Genomic DNA, 17,188 nt, shown 5'->3' with positions numbered 1-17,188 from the left:
GAATGTTCATAGACCATGAAGAGAATCACACCCAGCATCCCCCCCATCGCGGCCCTCGGCGTCCTCCTCGTCGTGATCATCGTCTTCTCGATCTTCTGGCCCAATTTCGCGTCCTTCTCCAACGCCTCCGTGATCCTGTCCCAGGTCTCGGTACAGGCGATGGTGGCCTTCGGTGTCGCGCTCGCGCTCATGAACGGCGAACTGGACCTCTCGGTCGGAATGGTCACGACGTTCACCGGCGTGCTCTTCGCGATCAGCCTCGGGGCGGGCGTGCCGTTCATCATCGCGCTGCTGATCGCGCTGATCGTGTCGCTGATCTTCGGCCTGGCCACGGCGGCGGCCGTGGTGTGGTTCAAGGTCCCCTCGATCGTGGGCGGCCTCGGCATGATGTCGATCGTCCTGGGCGTCACGCATGGCATCAGCGGTGGCATCTACCAGCCGATCGAGGTGGAGCCCTTCGTGCTGTTCGGACGTGCCTCGGTCGGGTTCCTTCCGCTGACCGCGGTGGTGATGCTCGTGGTCGCGGTGATCCTGACCGTCCTGCTGCGCTACGCGGTGGGCGGGCGCAGCCTTCAGGCGGCCGGCCGTAACCCCGAGGCCACGCGGCTGGCGGGCATCAGGGTGTCGGCGTACACATTCTGGGCACTCGGCGGAGGAACCCTCCTCGCCGGCATCGGCGGCATCCTCGTCGCCGCCCAGCTCGGCTCGGGCAACCCGAACCTGGGGAACACCTACCTGTTCTCCGCCTTTACGGCGGTGTTCGTCGGCGCGGCGGCCAGCCGCACGGGTGCCTTCACCATCCCGGGCACGCTGTATGGCGCCATCCTGGTCCCCACGATCACGAACGGCCTCGTCATCGCGAACGTGCCGACGTGGACGAGCGACCTCGTGATCGGCGCCATCCTGATCATCGCGGTCGCCATCGGCTCCATGAACCGGCGAGCCGAGGATGTTCTGGGATCCGCCAAGTAGGACCACACCACCTGCTGGGAGGCGGACGGAATCGTGACCGAGTCGATTGCATTCCTTCCGGCCTCCCGGCAGTTGGCCGAGTTCCGCGCGAAGACGCTGTCACCGGTGGAGGTGCTCCGCGAGCAGCTGGGAAGGGATGAGCGCCACGGCGCGATCGTGAACGCCTTCACCGAGCGGATGTACGACGACGCCCTGCACAGTGCGCGCGCGGCCGAGCGGGTGTATTCCAGGGCGGGGGCGGACGACGTGCTGCCCTCGCTCTTGGGCGTGACGGTCGCCGTGAAGGCGTCGCATGACATGGCCGGCCGGACCGTGGAGACCGGTGCGCACGCGGCATCGCCGAAGCGGATCGCCGCCAAGGACCACCCGGTGGTCGCCTCGTTGAGGCGGGCCGGTGCCATCCTCCATGCCCGGACGACGACTCCGGAATTCAACTGCTCTACCGTGACGCACAGCGCGCAGTGGGGCGTCACCAGGAATCCGTGGAACCTCAGTCTGTCGCCGGGCGGCTCGTCCGGGGGATCCGCCGCCGCTGTCGCCGCGGGAATGAGCACCCTCGCGACAGCGAGCGACATCGCCGGGTCCATCAGGATCCCCGCCACGTTCTCGGGTCTGGTGGGTCTCAAGCCGCCATGGGGCTGGACGGCCGGCGACGGCCCCATGTCAGCGGACCGGTATCTCGTCCAGGGCGGCCTCGCGCGAACAGTCGCCGACAGCGTGCTGCTGCTTCGTGCGATGCTCGATTCGTCGCCGGGAGCAGGCGGCGCGCCGGAGTCGCTTCCCCTGCCGACCGAGGGGATCCGGCCACTGCGCATCGCGCTCAGCCGTGACCTCGGCGGATACCTGATCGACGATGACGTCGAGGCGAATCTCCTGCGCACCGCCGCCGACCTGGAGGCGCTCGGGCACACTGTTCACCGCATCGACATCGCACTCGAGCCGTCGGACGTGCACGCGGCGAGTTTCGCGCACTTCGGGCACATCTTCGTGAAGGCTCGGAACCTGGAGGCGGGGCCTGTCGACGAGCTCGCGCCGTACACTCGCGCGTTCCTGAGAGAATCCCTGCACTACGCGAACGAGCTCAGCTACTACGACTCGATGGTGCTCGAGCATCGCATCCGCCAAAGGATCCTGGCGACGTTCGACGAGTACGACATTCTGCTGTGTCCGACCTCCGGTATCGCGAGCCTGCCTGCGGACGGGAACTTCGACGACGGCATGGAGCTCGGTGGAGGTGCCAGGGGACACTACTGGCAGCGGCACCTCACCCTGCCCTTCAACATCGTCGATGCGGTTTCCGTCGTGTCGGTGCCGAACGGGCTCGGAGCGGCCGGCATCCCGACGTCGGTGCAGATGTCGTCACCCCGGATCTCCTGCCTGCTCGATCTGGCCTCACAGATCGAGCAGCTCGGCCGGGTCGGCTCGCCCACGATGGGATAGCGTCGCGATGGGCGGGTCGGTGTCGCTGGACACAGAGGGGGCATGATGACGCGTGTAGTGGTCCTGGCGACGGGGGGAACCATCGCCTCCCGCTTCGACGCCTCCGGCTCCGCCTCGGTGAGGGATGGCGGAGCCGACTTGCTCACCGGCCTGGCGGGACGGCCGGCCCAGGAGGACGTCGTCGACGTGCTCCACACCAACTCCTACCTCATGACGCTGCGCGACATCCGAACGGTGGTCGATGCCGTTGCGACGCAGGTCGCGCGGCCGGACGTTCGCGGGGTGGTGGTGGCCCACGGCACCGACACGCTCGAGGAGACGGCGTGCGCTGTCGCGCTGTGTGTGGACACTCCCAAGCCGGTCGTCTTCACGGGGGCGCAGCGCACCCCGGATTCCGAGGACCCGGATGGGGAGCGCAATCTTCGGGATGCGCTGCACGTGGCGGCCGCCGAATCGTCCCGCGGTCGTGGCGTGATGGTGGTCTTCGCGGGAAAGGTGCTCCCGGCCGTCGGGTGCCGCAAACTGCGCACGCTGGACCTCGATGCGTTCGACGCGGTCAACGTGCCGCCGCTGGGGAAGATCACCGGCTCGCGCCTGCGCTACTCCGGGCCTGCGCAGCGTGCCCTCGGCGCGCTGGAGGCGCTTCCGATGACTGCCGCGTTCGATCACGCCCGCGTCGCCGTCGTCATGCTCTATCCGGGCTTCGACGCGCGGCTCCTCGACGCGTGCGTCGCGCAGGGATCGGCGGCGGTGATCCTGGGAGGCATGGGCGCGGGCAACGCCAATCCCGCCGTGCAGGCGTGGGTCGCCCAGGCCGTTGCCGACGGCACGATGGTGGGCCTCTCCTCCCGCGTGCCGTTCGGTCCCGTCGCGGCGCTGTATGGCGCGGGCGGCGGCGCGAGCCTTGCCGCAGCGGGCGCCGTCGGGATGGGCGGGCTGTCGATCTTTCAGGCGCGGATCCTGGTGGCGGTGCTGGCGTCGGCATCCGGCCAGTCCCTCGCGCCACGAACGCGTTCCGCGGTGGAGGCGCTCGAACATCGGAGCTCGCGCTAGTCCGGCCGGCCGGAGACGTATCGTCTGTCGTCGCCCACGACAAGCCCCGAGCCGAACTGCAGGGCGGCGACCAGTGCGAGCAGGCCCACGGGGAGCAGCCAGTCGCCGGCGAGGTGGTGCAGAAGGCCGAACGTGATGGGGCCCACCGCCGCAACGCTGTAGCCGATCGATTGGGCCATGCCGGACAAGGCGGTGGAGGTGAGGTAGTCGCGCGTGCGGATCAGCGGCAGGGTGAGGGCGACACTGAGCGAGAGGCCCGCCAGGAGGCCGCCGAACAAGGTTGCCAGGGGGATCAGGTCGGCCGCGAACACCAGGAGGAGTGTCATCCCCAGCATGAAGACGGGAAGCACTGCCGGCAGCCAGCGTTCAAGCCGACCGCGATACACGAGCGGCACTGCGAACGAGCCGAGGATGCTGCTGAGCTGAAAGATCATGACGTCGAAACCCGCGACGACGAGCGGACGGCCGTGAGAGACGCTGATCAGGGGGATCCAGGTGGACAGGATGTAGAAGCTCGCCGACTGCGACCCCATGTAGATGCCGACCAGCCACGCGAGTGTGCTGCGCCACACGGAGCCGGTGCGCGAGCCGACGCCGGTTTCACGGATGCTCGCAGCAGCGGAGCTCGGTCGGCTGAGCCGACCGGTCCTTGCAGCGGGCGATGAACCGCGCGCCCGATACGCGATAACCCAGCAGAGGAGGGCGGGTAGCAGCGGCGCGCCGGTCATCAGGAGCGCGAATCGCCAACCCAGCGGTGCGCCGCCTACCTCGAGCTGGGCGAGGGGGACCATCACGCCTGCGCCGATTGCGCCCACGCTCGCCATCAGACCCGTGTACATGCCGATCATCAGGGGAGTGCGAGACCCGAAGTCCCGCCGGATGAGCGGCGGAATGAGCACGTTCCCGATCGCCAGCGATGCGCCGATGATGAAGGTCCCGATCCAAATATTGGCGACCTCACCCGGCCACGATCGGCATAAGGTCCCGAGTCCGAGCGTGACCAGGGATACGAGGACGGTTCGATAGGTTCCGAATCGTGCGCTCAGCGCGTGCGCGAACGCAGAGACGAGCCCCCACGCGAAGAGGGGAACGGACACGAGTCCCCCGAGGGAGGCCACTGCCACCGACTCCTGTGTCGCGACGAGTTCGATCAGCGGTCCCACGCTGTACACCGAGATCCGCATGTTCGCGCCCACGAGGAAGACGGCCAGCAGCACGAGCACCACCGACCGCCCGGCGGTCACCGTGTCGGGCCCGGTGGCGGAGATGGTGGTGGACGGCTTTTCGACGGCCAAATCGAGTCACGGCTTCCGCATGGGGGCGGCCGGCATCGGCGCGCGCCGCTTTCGAACAGTGTGAACGCCTCGGTACGCCGACGCTGCGACGCAGGGCGGGCGAGGATCCGCTTAGACCGCCGCGATGGCGTCGACTTCGATCTTGGCGCCGTTGTAGAGGGAGTGCACGCCGATGACGGTGCTCGCGCACGGATTGTCGACCTTCACGATCTGATTGCGGGTCTCACGCCAGATCGCAAGCTTCTCGTCGTCGAGCTGAGTGATGTAGACGTTGACCCGTACGAGGTCTTCCCACGTTGCGCCTCCCGCCTTGAGTGCGCGTTCCACCTCGGCATACGTGAGATGGATCGCCCGCGCAAGGTCCTCTGGGATCGAACCATCATCCTCGAACCCGACCTGACCCGATACGAAAAGTAGCTCGCCGGCCTTGACTCGGACGCTGTCCGAGATCCCTGGCACGACGGGCGCCGGGTTGTAGGTGATTCGATCATTGGACATTGCAGCCACTCCTCAGCCTTCCGGGGCTCGATTGACGAGCCATCCACCCAAGTACAGCAGGCCTAAACAAATCTGTCCAGTGAAGGTGTGCGATTGATCAGCCCAATTGAGGCCGTCGGATGGTTTCGGGCAATATGGTGGACGTAGCAGGTCAGCAGACCGAGCGCCCTGTCCTGTCGGCGCGCCTATTCTGAGCCGGAGAGGACCATGACCACTCAAGAGACCATCGGTGAACGCCTGCGCGCAGCGCGACTGGAACGCAAGATGAGCCTGCGGCATCTCGCCCAGGAGGTGGGTGTTTCCGCCAGCCTCATCTCGCAAGTGGAGACGGGGAAGACGCGCCCCTCGGTCGCCACGCTGGTTTCGCTCGCGAACCTTCTCGGCATCTCGATCGATGAGGTGCTCGGCCTGGAGGTCGACCACCAGGGCGAGGACGAATACACGGATCTGAGGACCTTGGGTCCCGAGATCCAGAGGGCGGCCGAGAACCCGACGATAGAGATGGAGAACGGGGTCCGTTGGGAGCGGCTGGCCATGGGCCGCAACAGCCCGGCGGAGGCCATGGTCGTCACATACGAGCCCGGGGCGACGAGTTCTGTCGAGGGCAAGCTCATGCGGCACACCGGCATCGAGTACGCCTACATCATCGAGGGCGTCCTCACCTTTCAGCTCGAATTCGAGACGTATCAGCTGGAACGCGGGGATTCGCTACGGTTCAACTCGGCGAGGCCCCACATGTTCTCGAACCTCGGGGACGTGCCGGCACGCGGAGTGTGGTTCACTCTGGGCAGACACTCCGCCGAAGTCTTGCCGCGTGGCCGGGGTTCCGTCGCAGGGGCGCTCCGTCACGCCGATGGTCCGTGATTCCGCGGGAGAACACGGATGCGCACGGTGCGTCCGCACGCCGGCGCCCGCACTTCGGCCACCCTCGTTGTCGTGGATTCTTCTCGAACCTGGTCGTGATGTTCAGCAATAGTTGACACTATCGGCGAAACCTGTCATCGTTACTGAACACCCCGGCGGCCCGGGGCTTCGACTCGATGACGAGCAGGGAGTGTCCGGATGGCGGATGCAGGTATCAGGCCCGAGATTGCGGCAATCGTGGAGCGCATCGACCAATTGCGTCCGATGCTCAACGAACGCGGACGGGAAGGAGAGCAGCTTCGTCGCCTGCCTGACGACATCTTCACGGCTCTGGCGGGTACCGGTGCGTTCGGTGTATCTGCTCCTCCTCGCTTCGGCGGCCTTGCGGCGAACACGCGTGAGATCCACTCGATCTCCCGCGCAGTAGGACGCTGCGACGGTGGTGCCGCGTGGATCTGCGGCATCCTCGACTCCGGCGCCTGGGTGCTGAGCCTCATGGACGATCGCGCCCAGGAAGATGTCTGGGGCGAGAAGGGCGCACAGGGTGCGTTCGTCTCGATCGTCCTGGCGACCTCGTCCGACGCTGTGAAGGTGGACGGCGGCTACCGTGTGACGGGAAAGTGGGGTTACGGCACGGGGAGTCTGCACTCCGACTGGTCGCTGCTCGGGATCCCCCTCAAGGACGACGCCGGTCAGGTGGTGGACGCGGGCCTCGTCCTGATTCCGAGCGCAGACCTGAGCTATCAGGACAATTGGTATGTGGCGGGCATGAAGTCCAGCGGCAGTGTCATGCAGGTGGCCGACGATGTCTTCGTTCCTGCGCACCGCGTATTCCCGCTCACTGCGGCGGTGGAGGGCGGCTACCTGGGCACCAACACGGAACAGAGCTACCGAACGGTATTCGTCCCGTCATTGTTCATGAAGCTCGTCGGGCCGCATCTGGGCATGGGGCGCGCAGCGCTGGACTACGCCATCGCGAAGGCCGACTCGAAGGCCATCACGTTCACGAGCTTCGCCAAGCAGTCCGACTCCGCGGCGTTCCAGATCGCGATCGCCAAGGCTTCGGTCATCCTGAACGCCGCCGAGCAGGTGGCCGGGCAGCTGGCGGACCGGATCTACGACGGCGCCGGACGCGGTTACTACGCGCCGTACGGCGAGCGCATCGAGATGCGGGCCAAGGCCGGCTGGGTCGTGGAGTCCATCACCCAGATGATCCACGAGCTGATGACGGCTCACGGGTCCGGAGGATTCGCCGACTCGGCATTGCTGCAGCGCATGTGGCGCGACCAGGCAACCGCCGCGCGGCACGGGCACACGCTCGGCGCCAGCGGCTATGAGTCCTACGGCAAGGTCATCTTCGGCCGGGAGGACGAGGCACGATTCGTCCTGCCCGTCGTCTAGGCACGACACGCCGGAGGCAGTCAGGCCGGGGCCACAGGCCTCGGGCCCGGAATAATACCCGACCACGTACAGCGACTGTTCGACGCACCAATCCATCAATCACCTTCACCAATCACAAAGGAGTGCCACATGAAGCTGAAGGTCTTCAAGCCCATTGCCATCGCAGGAGCCGCAACGCTTCTCCTGATGACGGCTGCCTGCAGCACCGGGGGCTCAGATGCCCCCACGCCGGCACCGACGAACACCGAAAGCAAGGCCGAGCAGCTGAAGGATGTGCCGCGTTACAACCTCGACGAGTTCTTCAAGGAGAAGAACCCGGCGCAGAAGGGCAAGACGTTCGGCATGATGGTCATCGACATGTCGACGGACCCGTTCGCTGAACAGGTCGAACTCGCCAGGACGTACGCAGAGCACCTCGGTTGGGAGTTCAAGGTCGCCGACCTCAAGGGTCAGGTCGGCCAGGCCGGACCGACGTTGAAGACGATGGTCGAGGCGGGTGCCGACGTCATCCTGACCGGCTCCATGGGTCCGGACCTGATCGGACGAGACGCGCTTGCCACCGCCAAGGAGGCGGGCGTCTTCGTGATCAGCGAGACCTCCGGAGTCAACGCATCCGGGTCCAAGGGCGCTTTTGCGTCGTCGGTCGAGTCGAACCTGCTCGAGCAGGGGAGGCTCGTCGGCGAGCGCCTGATCAAGGAGGTCCCTGCAGGGTCCAAGATCGGCTTGCTCTTCGACCAGCAGGCCGCCAGCGGCCGACTCCTGGAGCAGGGCTTCCGGAAGGCGATCGGCGACAAGTTCGACATCGTCGCCCAGAAGCAGTTCGACTATGCCAAGGGCGTGCCCGGCGGCGCGGCGGATGCCAATGCCATGATGCAGGCGCACCCGGACATCGCCGCCTTCTGGTGCCCCTACGACGGACCGTGCTCCGGCGTCGGCAACGCTGTGCTGGCCACCGGGAAGAAGGTCAAGGTCTTCTCGAAGGGCGGTTACCCGGCGTTCCTCGACTACATCCGCAAGGGTGTGAGCGGCTACACCCTGGCCGAGCCGAACACGATCAAGGTGCTCATGGGATTCGACCAGGCCGTCAAGCTCACCCGTGGGGCCAACCTTGAGAAGACGGACATCATCCTGGACCTCGGCGGCATGATCACCGCGTCCAACATCGGCAGCGCTGCCGAGGTCGCGGACGGCACCGTGTCATACGGGCCGGGCCTGGACAAGAGGTTCTACGAGCGGTGGGGCGTGAAGTAGTTCCGCGGATACCGCGACTGAGGGTGGGGTGTCCATCGACCGGTGGGCGCCCCACACCTCTTTTCCCGCAGCCGGCTGCAAGAGAAACACAAAGGAGCGATTGACAATGCGATTTGGCCTGATCATGGAGAACGAGACACCGCGGGGGACGACCCACGAGTATCGATACCACGAGCTTGTGCGGGAGGTCCAGAAGGCCGAGGACGTCGGCTTCGACTTCTGGGGCGGCTCCGAGCAGCACTTCTACCACCAGTCGTCGACGACATCGCAGCCGCTCGTGTTCTACGCCTACGTCGCAGCGAAGACGCACACCATCAAGCTGCGTTCGCAGATCGTGCTGGCACTGCCTAAGGTGAACGATCCGATACGGCTCGCCGAAGCCGTGAACACGGTCGACATCCTCTCGAAGGGGCGCTTCGAACTCGGCCTGGGCCGCGGAAACAGCCCCACGGTCCTCGACACCTTCGGGGTCGACGCCAAAGAGACGCGCGAGCAGATGCTCGAGTTCATCGAGGCGGTCGCCGGACTGCTGGCAAGCACGGAGCCGTTCGAGTATCACGGCAAGCACATCGACTTTCCGCCGGCCATGATCAGCCCGCGGGGGGCGCAGCACCCGCACCCGCCGATCTACATGGTGGCGACCAGCGCGGAGTCGCACAAGCTCGCGGCCGAGCGTGGCCTGGGCTGCATCTCCTCGGACAACTGGCTCGGCATGGACGTCTTGTACGAGCCCATCAAGCAGTACCGGGAGGAGATCCTGAACCCTTCGCGGCCGGTGAGCTCGCGGATCACCAACGGACTGTGCTACACGATGATCCCGGCCTACTGCGCCCCGACCAAGCGGGAGGCCGTCGAGACGGGCGGGCCGATCGCCCTGAGCTACCTCGGGCGAGTCTCCAAGTTCACGTATGGCAATCTCGCGAAAAGGTCGAAGGACTTCGCGTACATGGGGGAGGTCGGCAACCAGCTCGGTGGCCTGTACGAGGACCAGGACGTGGTCGGGCTGATGAATCGGACCCCCCAGGTCATGCTCGGCGATCCGGACGACTTCATCGAGAGCATCAAGACGCTCGAATCACTCGGCTACGACGAGGTCACCATGCGCATCGAGGGGATGGGCCACGAGAAGGTCATGCGCTCGTTGGACCTCATCGGGCGATACGTGATCCCCGAGTTCACCAGGCCCGGTTCGGTCGTGCGGGGACAGTACGGGTTGCCGGATCCGGTCGAGGCCGGCGGGGCCGCGGATGGCCAGGGCGACTCGGACCAGCGCATGGGCCGCGTCGTCTAGCGGCAATCCTCGCCCATCGGCGGCGCCGTGGAGAGCGTTGCCGGCGCCTCGTCTCGACGTTCAGTAAGAAGCGAAAGGTCACGCACGCATGTCGACAAGAATCGATCACGTGACGATCGGTACCGTTGATCCCGATCACTTCGAGAACCTGCTCGTGGGGGTCTTCGGGCTGGAGAAGGTCCGGGAGACGCGGGAGCAGATCGAGCAGCACCCGGTGAACCGGTTGTTCGGCTGGGAGGACGGTGACCCCATCGTTCCCCGGACCAATCACTACGGTTCAGAAGGGAGCCAGTCCCTGATCGAGGTGGTGCACCTGCGCAACGCTGTGGAAGTGCGACGCGACTACACCAAGCCGCCGCAGGCGGTGTTCCACATCGGGCTCGCGGTGACGAATCTCGAGGAGATCATGGAGAAGGCGCGCGCGATGGACCTCGAGTATGTGAGCGATATCGTGGACTTCGCCGCGCCGGGGCGGGTCTTCCGCGCCGGATTCATCCGCACCTTCGGGGTCGAGTTCGAACTCATCGAGCGCCCCGCGGCATAGCCTCGAGCGCCTTCGGGGGCGCCGGACATCCATGTCCGGCGCCCCCGCTCGTGTCTGGCAAGGTCATGCCTGGCCGCGCCCCCACGCCGTGTTGCGGTGGGACTGCGAATCGCGCTCGTTGTTGAGTGGTCCGCCGACCGCGATGTAGCGAGGGCCGGCGATGAGCAGCTCCTCGGCGGGGAACTTCGTGATCAGCTCGCAGCCGTCGGCGGTCACGACGACCTCTTCCTCGATGCGAGCCGCCCCCCAGCCATCGGCCGACGGCCAGTACGTCTCGAGCGCGAAGACCATACCTTCCTCGAGTACTTCCGGGTGGTCGAACGAGGTGAGGCGGGAGAAGATCGGCTTCTCCCATATGGACAGGCCGACGCCGTGGCCGTACTGGAGGGCGAAGGCCGCCTCCTCGTCGGGGAAGCCGAATTCCCGGGCGGCAGGCCAGACCGCGCAAATGTCTGCCGTCGTCGCTCCCGGCTTCACGAGCGCTATCGCCCTGTCCATGTACTCCCGTGCGCGTGTGTAGGCGTCCTTCTGAGCAGACGATGCCGATCCGACGGCGAACGTACGGTAGTAGCACGTGCGATAGCCGTTCCAGCTGTGGAGGATGTCGAAGAACGCGGGGTCCCCGGGTCGGATGAGTCGGTCGCTGAAGACGTGGGGGTGGGGAGAACATCGTTCCCCCGAGATCGCGTTCACGCCTTCCACATACTCCGAGCCGAGGTCGTAGAGCGTCTTGGCCACGAGGCCGACGGCCTCGTTCTCCCGGACCCCCGGGCGCAGGAAGCGGTAGAGCTGTTCGTATGCGGCATCCACCATCGAGCAGGCCTGTGTGAGCAATCGGATTTCGTCGCCCGTCTTGATCCGTCGGGCCTCCATGAACACCTGCTGTCCGTCGACCACCCGGATGCCCTCGTTCTGCAGCGCGAACAGAATCGGGAGCTCGATGACGTCGACGCCCAGCGGTTCGCCGGCGACGCCGAACTTCTCAAGCTCACGCTTGATCTTCCGGGCCACTTCTTCGGCGATCCCTGCGTCCGGCGGAAAGGCGCCGCGCAGTGTGGAGATTCCTGCCCGCGCTCCGGACTCGAGGCGCGGGTGCGTTGCGCCCTCGTGCGGCGCATGCGGATCGGCATCGAGCTCCGAGGTGGTGACGTCGAGCCAGGGGTTGTACAGTGCGTGGTGCTTGGCCGCCGAACCGAAGTCCCACGAGATGGGGTCCGTGTTCCGGGTGAGCAGGCTGAAGCGGATGAGCTTGTCCATCGCCCACGTGCCGATGTGCGTCGCCGTCATGTAGCGGATGTTCGAGAAGTCGAATGCCAGCAGGGCGCCCATGTCGGAGACCGCGAGGTGTTGCTTCAATCGCGCGAGACGATCCGCTCGCAGCCGGTCGAAGTCGACTCGGGCCTCCCAGTCGACGCCGTTCGTACCGGTGGTGCCGGTGTTCCTCATTCGCCCTCCATCCGGTTGTGCACCGTGCGCATGATTACTCCGACTGTACATTAGTGCATAGCTATACTGTACGAAAGAGACGCTCGCGGACAAGGGAGATTCACGTGCCACTTCCGGGTTTACAGGGCATGGACCACGTCGGCTTCACGGTGCCCGACATCGAGCAGGCGCATGTCTTCTTCGTGGGACTGCTGGGCTGTGAGCACGTCGGCTCCGTCGCCGTGCAGCGGTGGGACGACGACTGGCTGCGAGACCACATGAACGTCGGGCCGGGAGCGGAGATCACCGCCATTCGCACTTACCGTTCCCCCGCGGGCTCCGGCTTCGAGGTTTTCGAATACGCAAGAGCGCGCCAACGACGCGAGCAGCCACGTAACGACGACGCGGGAGGGCACCACCTCGCCTTCCGTGTGGCCGACATGGGCTCGGCCGTCGCGTTCCTGCGCGAGCAGGGCATCACGGTGCTGGGCGAACCTTCCGCTGCCGGCGAAGGCAGCTGGGTCTATTTCCTCTCGCCGTGGGGCATGCAACTCGAACTGGTGAGTGCGACCGCGTAGCAGGATGCCTTCCGTTCAAACACAGTGAACTGCCCAGATCGGCGTGAGCGGGATCGTTGACTGTTCAGTGACACTGTACTAAACTGAACAGTGGAATTGGACGCGAGGTAACCGGCGCCCGCTCAGCAGCCCAACGGAGGGACCTATGATGACCATGGTCAGTCAGCTCGACGATGCGATCACGCCGGACGCCAACGGTGACGTCTCGCTTTCGCCCGATGCGTTCAAGGCGGCCTTTCGAAACCATGCGGCGGGCGTTGCGCTCGTGACCGCGGATCCCGGCGACAGTCCTGTGGCGATGACGGTCAGTTCGCTCGCGTCCATCAGCGCGACGCCCGCCCTCCTGATGTTCTCGGCCTCAGCTCTCTCGTCCAGCACGCCGATCCTCGATCGGTGTGACACCGTCGTCATCCACATGCTCAGCGCCGAACAGCTGTGGCTCGCGCAACTCGGAGCCACCAGCGGCATCGACCGCTTTGCGGACACGCAGGCCTGGAGCCGCTTGTCCACCGGGGAGCCGGTCTTCCACGGTGCATTCGCGTGGCTGCGCGGTCGGGTGCGCCAGCGTCTGATCGCCGGGGCGTCCGTCGTCTACATCGTTGAGGCCCTCGAGGCGTCCCCGGCCCGCCAGCCGGCGGATCGTGACGTGCCGCCGCTCGTGTATTACAACCGCACGTGGCATGCGCTGGGCCCGGCATCCGTGATCGCCTGACCATCGACGCGGCACAGCGATCGAGGGCTCGACGCGGGTCGGGCCCCCTGATCGACTGCGAGTGGACTTCCGGCCTTCGCGTCCGGGATGTCCGCCCCGTCACCCCGCCGGGGCGGCGGCGACGGCGTGGATCTCCAGGCGCAGCCGATGATCGGTCGCGAGGCGGGTCACCTCGACCGAGGTGCTCGTGGGGATATGACCGCCGAACCACTCCTTCTGGTGCTTGTTGACCGTGTCCTGATCGTTCTCGACGTCGGTGAAGAAGCGGATGAGGTTGACGACGTCCTGCCGCTGGCACCCGGCGGCTTTCAGGGCAAGCTCCAGGTGATCGAAGGCGTCACGGACCTGATCCGCCATGTCCGGAGAGATCGTGTCGAAGTCTTCCGGTCGATGGGGGTGGTCGTGGTACACGGGTGCCCCGGTCACTCCGCTGATGAAGACGAGGCGCGCCCCGTCGACGACCCTGATCGCCGGCACGAACGGGCTCACGATTCCGGTGTCGTAGCCCTCGTGGTGGATGATGTGGGCGCTTCCGACGAGCCGGGGCTCGGGGATGTGGGTGGGCATGGCGACCTCCTCGTCGTGCAATCGATTGCAACGACGATACGGGATCATGGACGGCGAGTCAAAAGCGCTGTCAGCATCGCGCAACCGGAGCCGGCAGCGACGATCGAGCAATGGCGAAGGGCGCCGTTGTTCGCTCTTGAGGAGGGGTCCTCACTGCGCGTGCACTATCTCGCAGTCCGTGCCGGGCGCCAGCACCGCCTCGTGCCCATCATCGAAACGGACGACCAAGGTTCGCACGTCGCCGTGCTCGCGCACGTCGATCACGTCCCCCAGCCGCTCGGCCGCACCGACCGTTTTGCCGTGGATTCGGACGCGATCGCCGACTGTCGGATTCATCGTCGCCACCCCCTATGTCACGATACGCCGGGCGGCCGGGGAGGACTAGAGTCGAGGGATCCTATCGAGGAGGGCGAATGGCCCAACTCATCCGCGTGGCGCTGGTGGACGACTACGAGGTCGTCGTCCGCGGCATCGCCGCGATGCTGCGCAGCTATCGCGATGTGATCGACATCGTCGAGTTGGATGCCAACCGGCCCGTGGATGCTCGCGTGGACATCGCCCTGTACGACACGTTCGCAGCCACGCAGGGGGACGAGGATGCTGTCCGCGACCTTGTCGATGACCCGCGGATCGATCGGGTCGTCGTCTACACCTGGGTTCGCGAGCCGGCCGCCGCCGCGGCGGGCCTGGCGAACGGCGTCGCCGCATATCTGTCGAAGGAGCTGCCCGCTGGCGAACTCGTGGCGGCCCTGACCGCGGTGGCACGGGGGGAGCCGCTGCCGGTCCCCCCGCCGGCCCGCGGCGTGCCGGTGCCGGCGGGGGACTGGCCGGGTCGCGAAGAGGGGCTCACGCAGCGCGAGAGCGAAGTACTGGCGCTGATCACGCAGGGACTGAGCAACGACGAGATCACCGCCCGAACCCATCTGTCGATCAACTCCGTGAAGACGTACATCCGCAGCGCGTACCGGCGGATCGGCGTGACGAACCGCGCGAACGCGGTCCTGTGGGGTGTCGACCACGGCTTCCGCCCGAACCGGGTACGGGTGCGCAGGCCGACGGCGTCGCTGAGCGACACGCCGCCCGGGGCGCTGCCGCCGGTCTGACCGGATCCCACCCCTGTGGGTGGAGTGCACCGGGCAGGCAGGAATACCATCGCCTGCACCGGGCGATGCGCGTCCCGACGGTGGGGACCGCGGGCCGCACTGCCCCCGGTTCCCGACGGGCGGACCGGTGCCGATCAGCCCAGCGAGGCGAGCACCGTCGCGGTGTCGGTCACCGTGATCTGCGGGGGATAGAGACCCATCACGTGCAGGGCAGCCGCATGGTTTTCGGCGGTCGAGCCCGCGCACGCGTCGGCGGCGATCGTCACGTGTGCACCGGCGTCGGCGGCGGGCAGCGCGGTGGAGATCACGCAGCAGTCGGTCGATACGCCGCAGACCACGAGATCCGGCGCGGGGCCCGTGATCGCCTGCAGCGCGGGACCCCACTTGCCGAACGTCGGAAGGTCCAGGGTCGGATGCGGTGTCAGCCCCGCGGCATCCGGAACCAGCGCGTACAGCCGGTCATCGGCCGGCACGTCCGCGAACGGCCACGCCGCGAAGTAGTCGCCCCACGATGTGGTCCGGTCGGCGGTGGGCAGCCACCGCGTCACGATCACGTGGTCGCCGAAGTCGTCCGCCAGGCGGCGGATCTGCGTCATCGCCTCGCCGAAGAACGGCGAGCCCCACGGCGATTCGGCGGAGGCGAAGATCTCCTGCGGGTCGACGACGACCAGCCAGCGCTGCGGCGTCACGCGGCCTCCTGCGCGCGGATCTTCTCGGCCCGCGCGAACCAGGTCACCAGGAACGACAGCACGAGCGCGAAGAACACGCCGAGGTTCGCGTAAGCCCACTCGCCGTCACGACCGCCGATCAGGAACAGGAAGTACCCCTGCCAGTTGTTCCAAGCCGCGTCCTCCGCGAAGAGGTTCACGACGAACCCCCAGCCGATGACCGATGTCACGACCATCGTGGTGATCGCGGTCCAGTCCCAGGCGCCGTAGCGGCCCTTCGCGTCGAACAGGGCCTCTTCGTCGTAGTCCTTGCGACGGCGCAGGATGTCGGCGATGAGGATGCCGGCCCACGCGGCCAGTGGGACGCCGAGCGTGATCAGGAAGCTCTGGAACGGGGCGATGAAGCTCTGCGCGAAGAACACGACCCAGATCGTGCCGAGCGTCAGGATCACGCCGTCGATCGCCGCCGCCGAGGGCCTCGGGATGCGGATGCCGAGGCTCAGCAGGGTCAGGCCGGACGAGTAGATGCCGAGCACCGCCCCCGACACGAGGGCGAGGATCGCGGTGATGAGGAACGGCACGAGCACCCACACCGGGAGGATCTTCGCGAGGGCGCCCACAGGGTCGTTCTGCACGCCCTGGAACAGCGCGTCGTCGGACCCCGCCAGCAGCAGCCCGAAGACCACGAGGATCACCGGGGCGAGCGCGCCGCCGAACGTGTTCCACCAGATGATCGCGCCATCCGAGGCGGTGCGCTTCTGATAGCGCGACCAGTCGGCGGCGATGTTGATCCAGCCCAGGCCGAACCCGGTCATCACCAGCACGAGCGCGCCGATCACCTGCCCGACGTTGCCGCCGGGGTGCGCCATCACCGCCGCCAGGTCGATGTGCGGGATCGCGAGGATGACGTACAGGATCGTCACTATCCCGGTGACCCACGTGAGCACCGACTGCAGCGTCATGATCGTGTGGTAGCCGAGGACGGATGCCGTGACGATCAGTGCCGCGACCACGACGGTCGCGATGAGCTTCACGGCGACGCCGCCATCTCCGCCCAGCTGCGTGATGATTGTTGCGGTTGCCAGCACCGCCGTGATCGCCAGGAACGTCTCCCAGCCGATGGAGGTGAGCCACGACACGATGCCGGGCACCTTCTGCCCATGCACCCCGAACGCCGACCGCGACAGGATCATCGTCGGCGCGGAGCCGCGCTTGCCGGCGATGGCGATCAGCCCGCACAGGAAGAACGAGACCACGATCCCCACGATCGAGACGATTGTGGCCTGCCAGAACGAGATGCCGAAGCCCAGCACGAAGGCGCCGTAGGACATCCCGAACACCGACACGTTCGCGGCGAACCACGGCCAGAACAGCTGGCGGGGCGTCGCCGTGCGGTCGGACTCCGGGATGATCTCGATTCCGGTGCGCTCGATGAGCGTGGAGCGCGGAACGTCGGTGGATGCAGACACGATGGCCTCCTGCGGGTCGCCGTCGGGCGGGCTATAGCACCATCCTGGCATCGCGCA

The 17,188-nt window shown here is 66.6% G+C and carries 18 protein-coding genes; 11 read left to right on the top strand and 7 right to left on the bottom strand.

Annotated elements, in window-relative coordinates; genetic code table 11:
- The first annotated feature begins 15 nt into the window (after window positions 1–15).
- The 3 genes from GH740_RS11245 to GH740_RS11235 are packed head-to-tail and all read left to right on the top strand — an operon-like array spanning window position 16 to window position 3,465.
- The gene (locus GH740_RS11245; RefSeq protein ID WP_153746183.1) at window positions 16–972 is read left to right on the top strand and encodes an ABC transporter permease; all 957 of its coding nucleotides are present in this window, start codon (window positions 16–18) and stop codon (window positions 970–972) included.
- A gap of 33 nt (window positions 973–1,005) precedes the next feature.
- Window positions 1,006–2,412 (top strand): amidase, encoded by a 1,407-nt coding sequence (locus GH740_RS11240; RefSeq protein ID WP_153746182.1) that lies wholly within the window; start codon window positions 1,006–1,008, stop codon window positions 2,410–2,412.
- A 42-nt stretch (window positions 2,413–2,454) separates the two neighbouring features.
- A complete protein-coding gene (locus tag GH740_RS11235; protein WP_216644937.1) occupies window positions 2,455–3,465 on the top strand; it encodes an asparaginase in 1,011 nt (336 codons plus the stop codon).
- On the opposite strand, the gene GH740_RS11230 is transcribed toward GH740_RS11235, so the two are convergent.
- A complete protein-coding gene (locus GH740_RS11230) occupies window positions 3,462–4,760 on the bottom strand; it encodes an MFS transporter (RefSeq protein ID WP_153746181.1) in 1,299 nt (432 codons plus the stop codon). The two genes, GH740_RS11235 and GH740_RS11230, sit on opposite strands and share 4 nt — an antisense overlap.
- Before the next feature lie 111 nt (window positions 4,761–4,871).
- Window positions 4,872–5,258 carry a RidA family protein gene (locus tag GH740_RS11225; RefSeq protein WP_153746180.1) on the bottom strand — a complete coding sequence of 129 codons (387 nt, stop codon included), beginning with the start codon at window positions 5,256–5,258 and terminating at the stop codon, window positions 4,872–4,874.
- 207 nt (window positions 5,259–5,465) lie between these two features.
- Here GH740_RS11225 and GH740_RS11220 point away from each other — a divergent pair, with 207 nt between their 5' ends.
- The 5 genes from GH740_RS11220 (at window position 5,466) to GH740_RS11200 (ending at window position 10,609) form a co-directional block, all read left to right on the top strand.
- The gene (locus GH740_RS11220) at window positions 5,466–6,122 is read left to right on the top strand and encodes a helix-turn-helix domain-containing protein (RefSeq protein ID WP_153746179.1); all 657 of its coding nucleotides are present in this window, start codon (window positions 5,466–5,468) and stop codon (window positions 6,120–6,122) included.
- Window positions 6,123–6,320: 198 nt separating this feature from the next.
- Complete coding sequence (locus GH740_RS11215; protein WP_153746178.1) at window positions 6,321–7,523, top strand: oxidoreductase; 1,203 nt, start codon at window positions 6,321–6,323, stop codon at window positions 7,521–7,523.
- Window positions 7,524–7,652: 129 nt separating this feature from the next.
- Window positions 7,653–8,774, top strand: a complete 1,122-nt coding sequence (locus GH740_RS11210) for a substrate-binding domain-containing protein (protein WP_153746177.1) — start codon at window positions 7,653–7,655, stop codon at window positions 8,772–8,774.
- A gap of 106 nt (window positions 8,775–8,880) precedes the next feature.
- On the top strand, window positions 8,881–10,065 hold the full coding sequence (locus GH740_RS11205) for an LLM class flavin-dependent oxidoreductase (RefSeq protein ID WP_153746176.1): 1,185 nt from the start codon (window positions 8,881–8,883) through the stop codon (window positions 10,063–10,065).
- A 109-nt stretch (window positions 10,066–10,174) separates the two neighbouring features.
- Entirely contained in the window at window positions 10,175–10,609 is a 435-nt protein-coding gene (locus GH740_RS11200; RefSeq protein ID WP_153746175.1) for a VOC family protein, read from the top strand.
- Window positions 10,610–10,672: 63 nt separating this feature from the next.
- Here GH740_RS11200 and GH740_RS11195 read toward each other — a convergent pair whose 3' ends face one another.
- Window positions 10,673–12,055 (bottom strand): Xaa-Pro peptidase family protein, encoded by a 1,383-nt coding sequence (locus GH740_RS11195; protein ID WP_153746174.1) that lies wholly within the window; start codon window positions 12,053–12,055, stop codon window positions 10,673–10,675.
- A gap of 104 nt (window positions 12,056–12,159) precedes the next feature.
- On the opposite strand from GH740_RS11195, the gene GH740_RS11190 reads away from it, so the two are divergent.
- Together GH740_RS11190 and GH740_RS11185 are read left to right on the top strand one after the other, a co-directional pair.
- Window positions 12,160–12,612, top strand: a complete 453-nt coding sequence (locus GH740_RS11190; protein ID WP_216644936.1) for a VOC family protein — start codon at window positions 12,160–12,162, stop codon at window positions 12,610–12,612.
- A gap of 145 nt (window positions 12,613–12,757) precedes the next feature.
- Window positions 12,758–13,324: a flavin reductase family protein gene (locus tag GH740_RS11185; protein ID WP_367641500.1), complete on the top strand. Its 567-nt coding sequence runs from the start codon at window positions 12,758–12,760 to the stop codon at window positions 13,322–13,324.
- Window positions 13,325–13,423: 99 nt separating this feature from the next.
- Here the strand turns inward: GH740_RS11185 and GH740_RS11180 are convergent, their stop codons facing one another.
- Window positions 13,424–13,891, bottom strand: a complete 468-nt coding sequence (locus GH740_RS11180) for a RidA family protein (RefSeq protein ID WP_172978357.1) — start codon at window positions 13,889–13,891, stop codon at window positions 13,424–13,426.
- Window positions 13,892–14,041: 150 nt separating this feature from the next.
- Window positions 14,042–14,227, bottom strand: a complete 186-nt coding sequence (locus tag GH740_RS11175) for a DUF1918 domain-containing protein (RefSeq protein WP_153746172.1) — start codon at window positions 14,225–14,227, stop codon at window positions 14,042–14,044.
- Window positions 14,228–14,304: 77 nt separating this feature from the next.
- On the opposite strand from GH740_RS11175, the gene GH740_RS11170 reads away from it, so the two are divergent.
- On the top strand, window positions 14,305–14,994 hold the full coding sequence (locus GH740_RS11170; protein ID WP_153746171.1) for a LuxR family transcriptional regulator: 690 nt from the start codon (window positions 14,305–14,307) through the stop codon (window positions 14,992–14,994).
- 134 nt (window positions 14,995–15,128) lie between these two features.
- Here GH740_RS11170 and GH740_RS11165 read toward each other — a convergent pair whose 3' ends face one another.
- Both GH740_RS11165 and GH740_RS11160 read right to left on the bottom strand, forming a co-directional pair.
- Window positions 15,129–15,683, bottom strand: coding sequence for a cysteine hydrolase family protein (locus tag GH740_RS11165; RefSeq protein WP_367641499.1), 555 nt, complete (start codon window positions 15,681–15,683; stop codon window positions 15,129–15,131).
- Window positions 15,680–17,131: a cytosine permease gene (locus GH740_RS11160; protein WP_367641498.1), complete on the bottom strand. Its 1,452-nt coding sequence runs from the start codon at window positions 17,129–17,131 to the stop codon at window positions 15,680–15,682. The genes GH740_RS11165 and GH740_RS11160 overlap by 4 nt, the downstream gene beginning before the upstream one ends.
- Window positions 17,132–17,188: the final 57 nt, after the last annotated feature.

Origin of the sequence: Microbacterium sp. SYP-A9085 (assembly GCF_009649635.1) — a bacterium.
GTDB lineage: Bacteria > Actinomycetota > Actinomycetes > Actinomycetales > Microbacteriaceae > Microbacterium.
Note: the sequence above shows the minus strand (reverse complement) of the source record. Positions and strands in the feature narration are given on the sequence as shown.

What these genes read in the sequence shown, in the direction of transcription:
- GH740_RS11245 (WP_153746183.1), top strand. Translation starts at nt 16, where the DNA reads ATGAAGAGAATCACACCCAGCATCCCCCCCATCGCGGCCCTCGGCGTC.
- GH740_RS11235 (WP_216644937.1), top strand. Translation starts at nt 2,455, where the DNA reads ATGATGACGCGTGTAGTGGTCCTGGCGACGGGGGGAACCATCGCCTCC.
- GH740_RS11225 (WP_153746180.1), bottom strand. Translation starts at nt 5,258, where the DNA reads ATGTCCAATGATCGAATCACCTACAACCCGGCGCCCGTCGTGCCAGGG.
- GH740_RS11220 (WP_153746179.1), top strand. Translation starts at nt 5,466, where the DNA reads ATGACCACTCAAGAGACCATCGGTGAACGCCTGCGCGCAGCGCGACTG.
- GH740_RS11215 (WP_153746178.1), top strand. Translation starts at nt 6,321, where the DNA reads ATGGCGGATGCAGGTATCAGGCCCGAGATTGCGGCAATCGTGGAGCGC.
- GH740_RS11210 (WP_153746177.1), top strand. Translation starts at nt 7,653, where the DNA reads ATGAAGCTGAAGGTCTTCAAGCCCATTGCCATCGCAGGAGCCGCAACG.
- GH740_RS11205 (WP_153746176.1), top strand. Translation starts at nt 8,881, where the DNA reads ATGCGATTTGGCCTGATCATGGAGAACGAGACACCGCGGGGGACGACC.
- GH740_RS11195 (WP_153746174.1), bottom strand. Translation starts at nt 12,055, where the DNA reads ATGAGGAACACCGGCACCACCGGTACGAACGGCGTCGACTGGGAGGCC.
- GH740_RS11185 (WP_367641500.1), top strand. Translation starts at nt 12,758, where the DNA reads ATGATGACCATGGTCAGTCAGCTCGACGATGCGATCACGCCGGACGCC.
- GH740_RS11180 (WP_172978357.1), bottom strand. Translation starts at nt 13,891, where the DNA reads ATGCCCACCCACATCCCCGAGCCCCGGCTCGTCGGAAGCGCCCACATC.
- GH740_RS11175 (WP_153746172.1), bottom strand. Translation starts at nt 14,227, where the DNA reads ATGAATCCGACAGTCGGCGATCGCGTCCGAATCCACGGCAAAACGGTC.
- GH740_RS11170 (WP_153746171.1), top strand. Translation starts at nt 14,305, where the DNA reads ATGGCCCAACTCATCCGCGTGGCGCTGGTGGACGACTACGAGGTCGTC.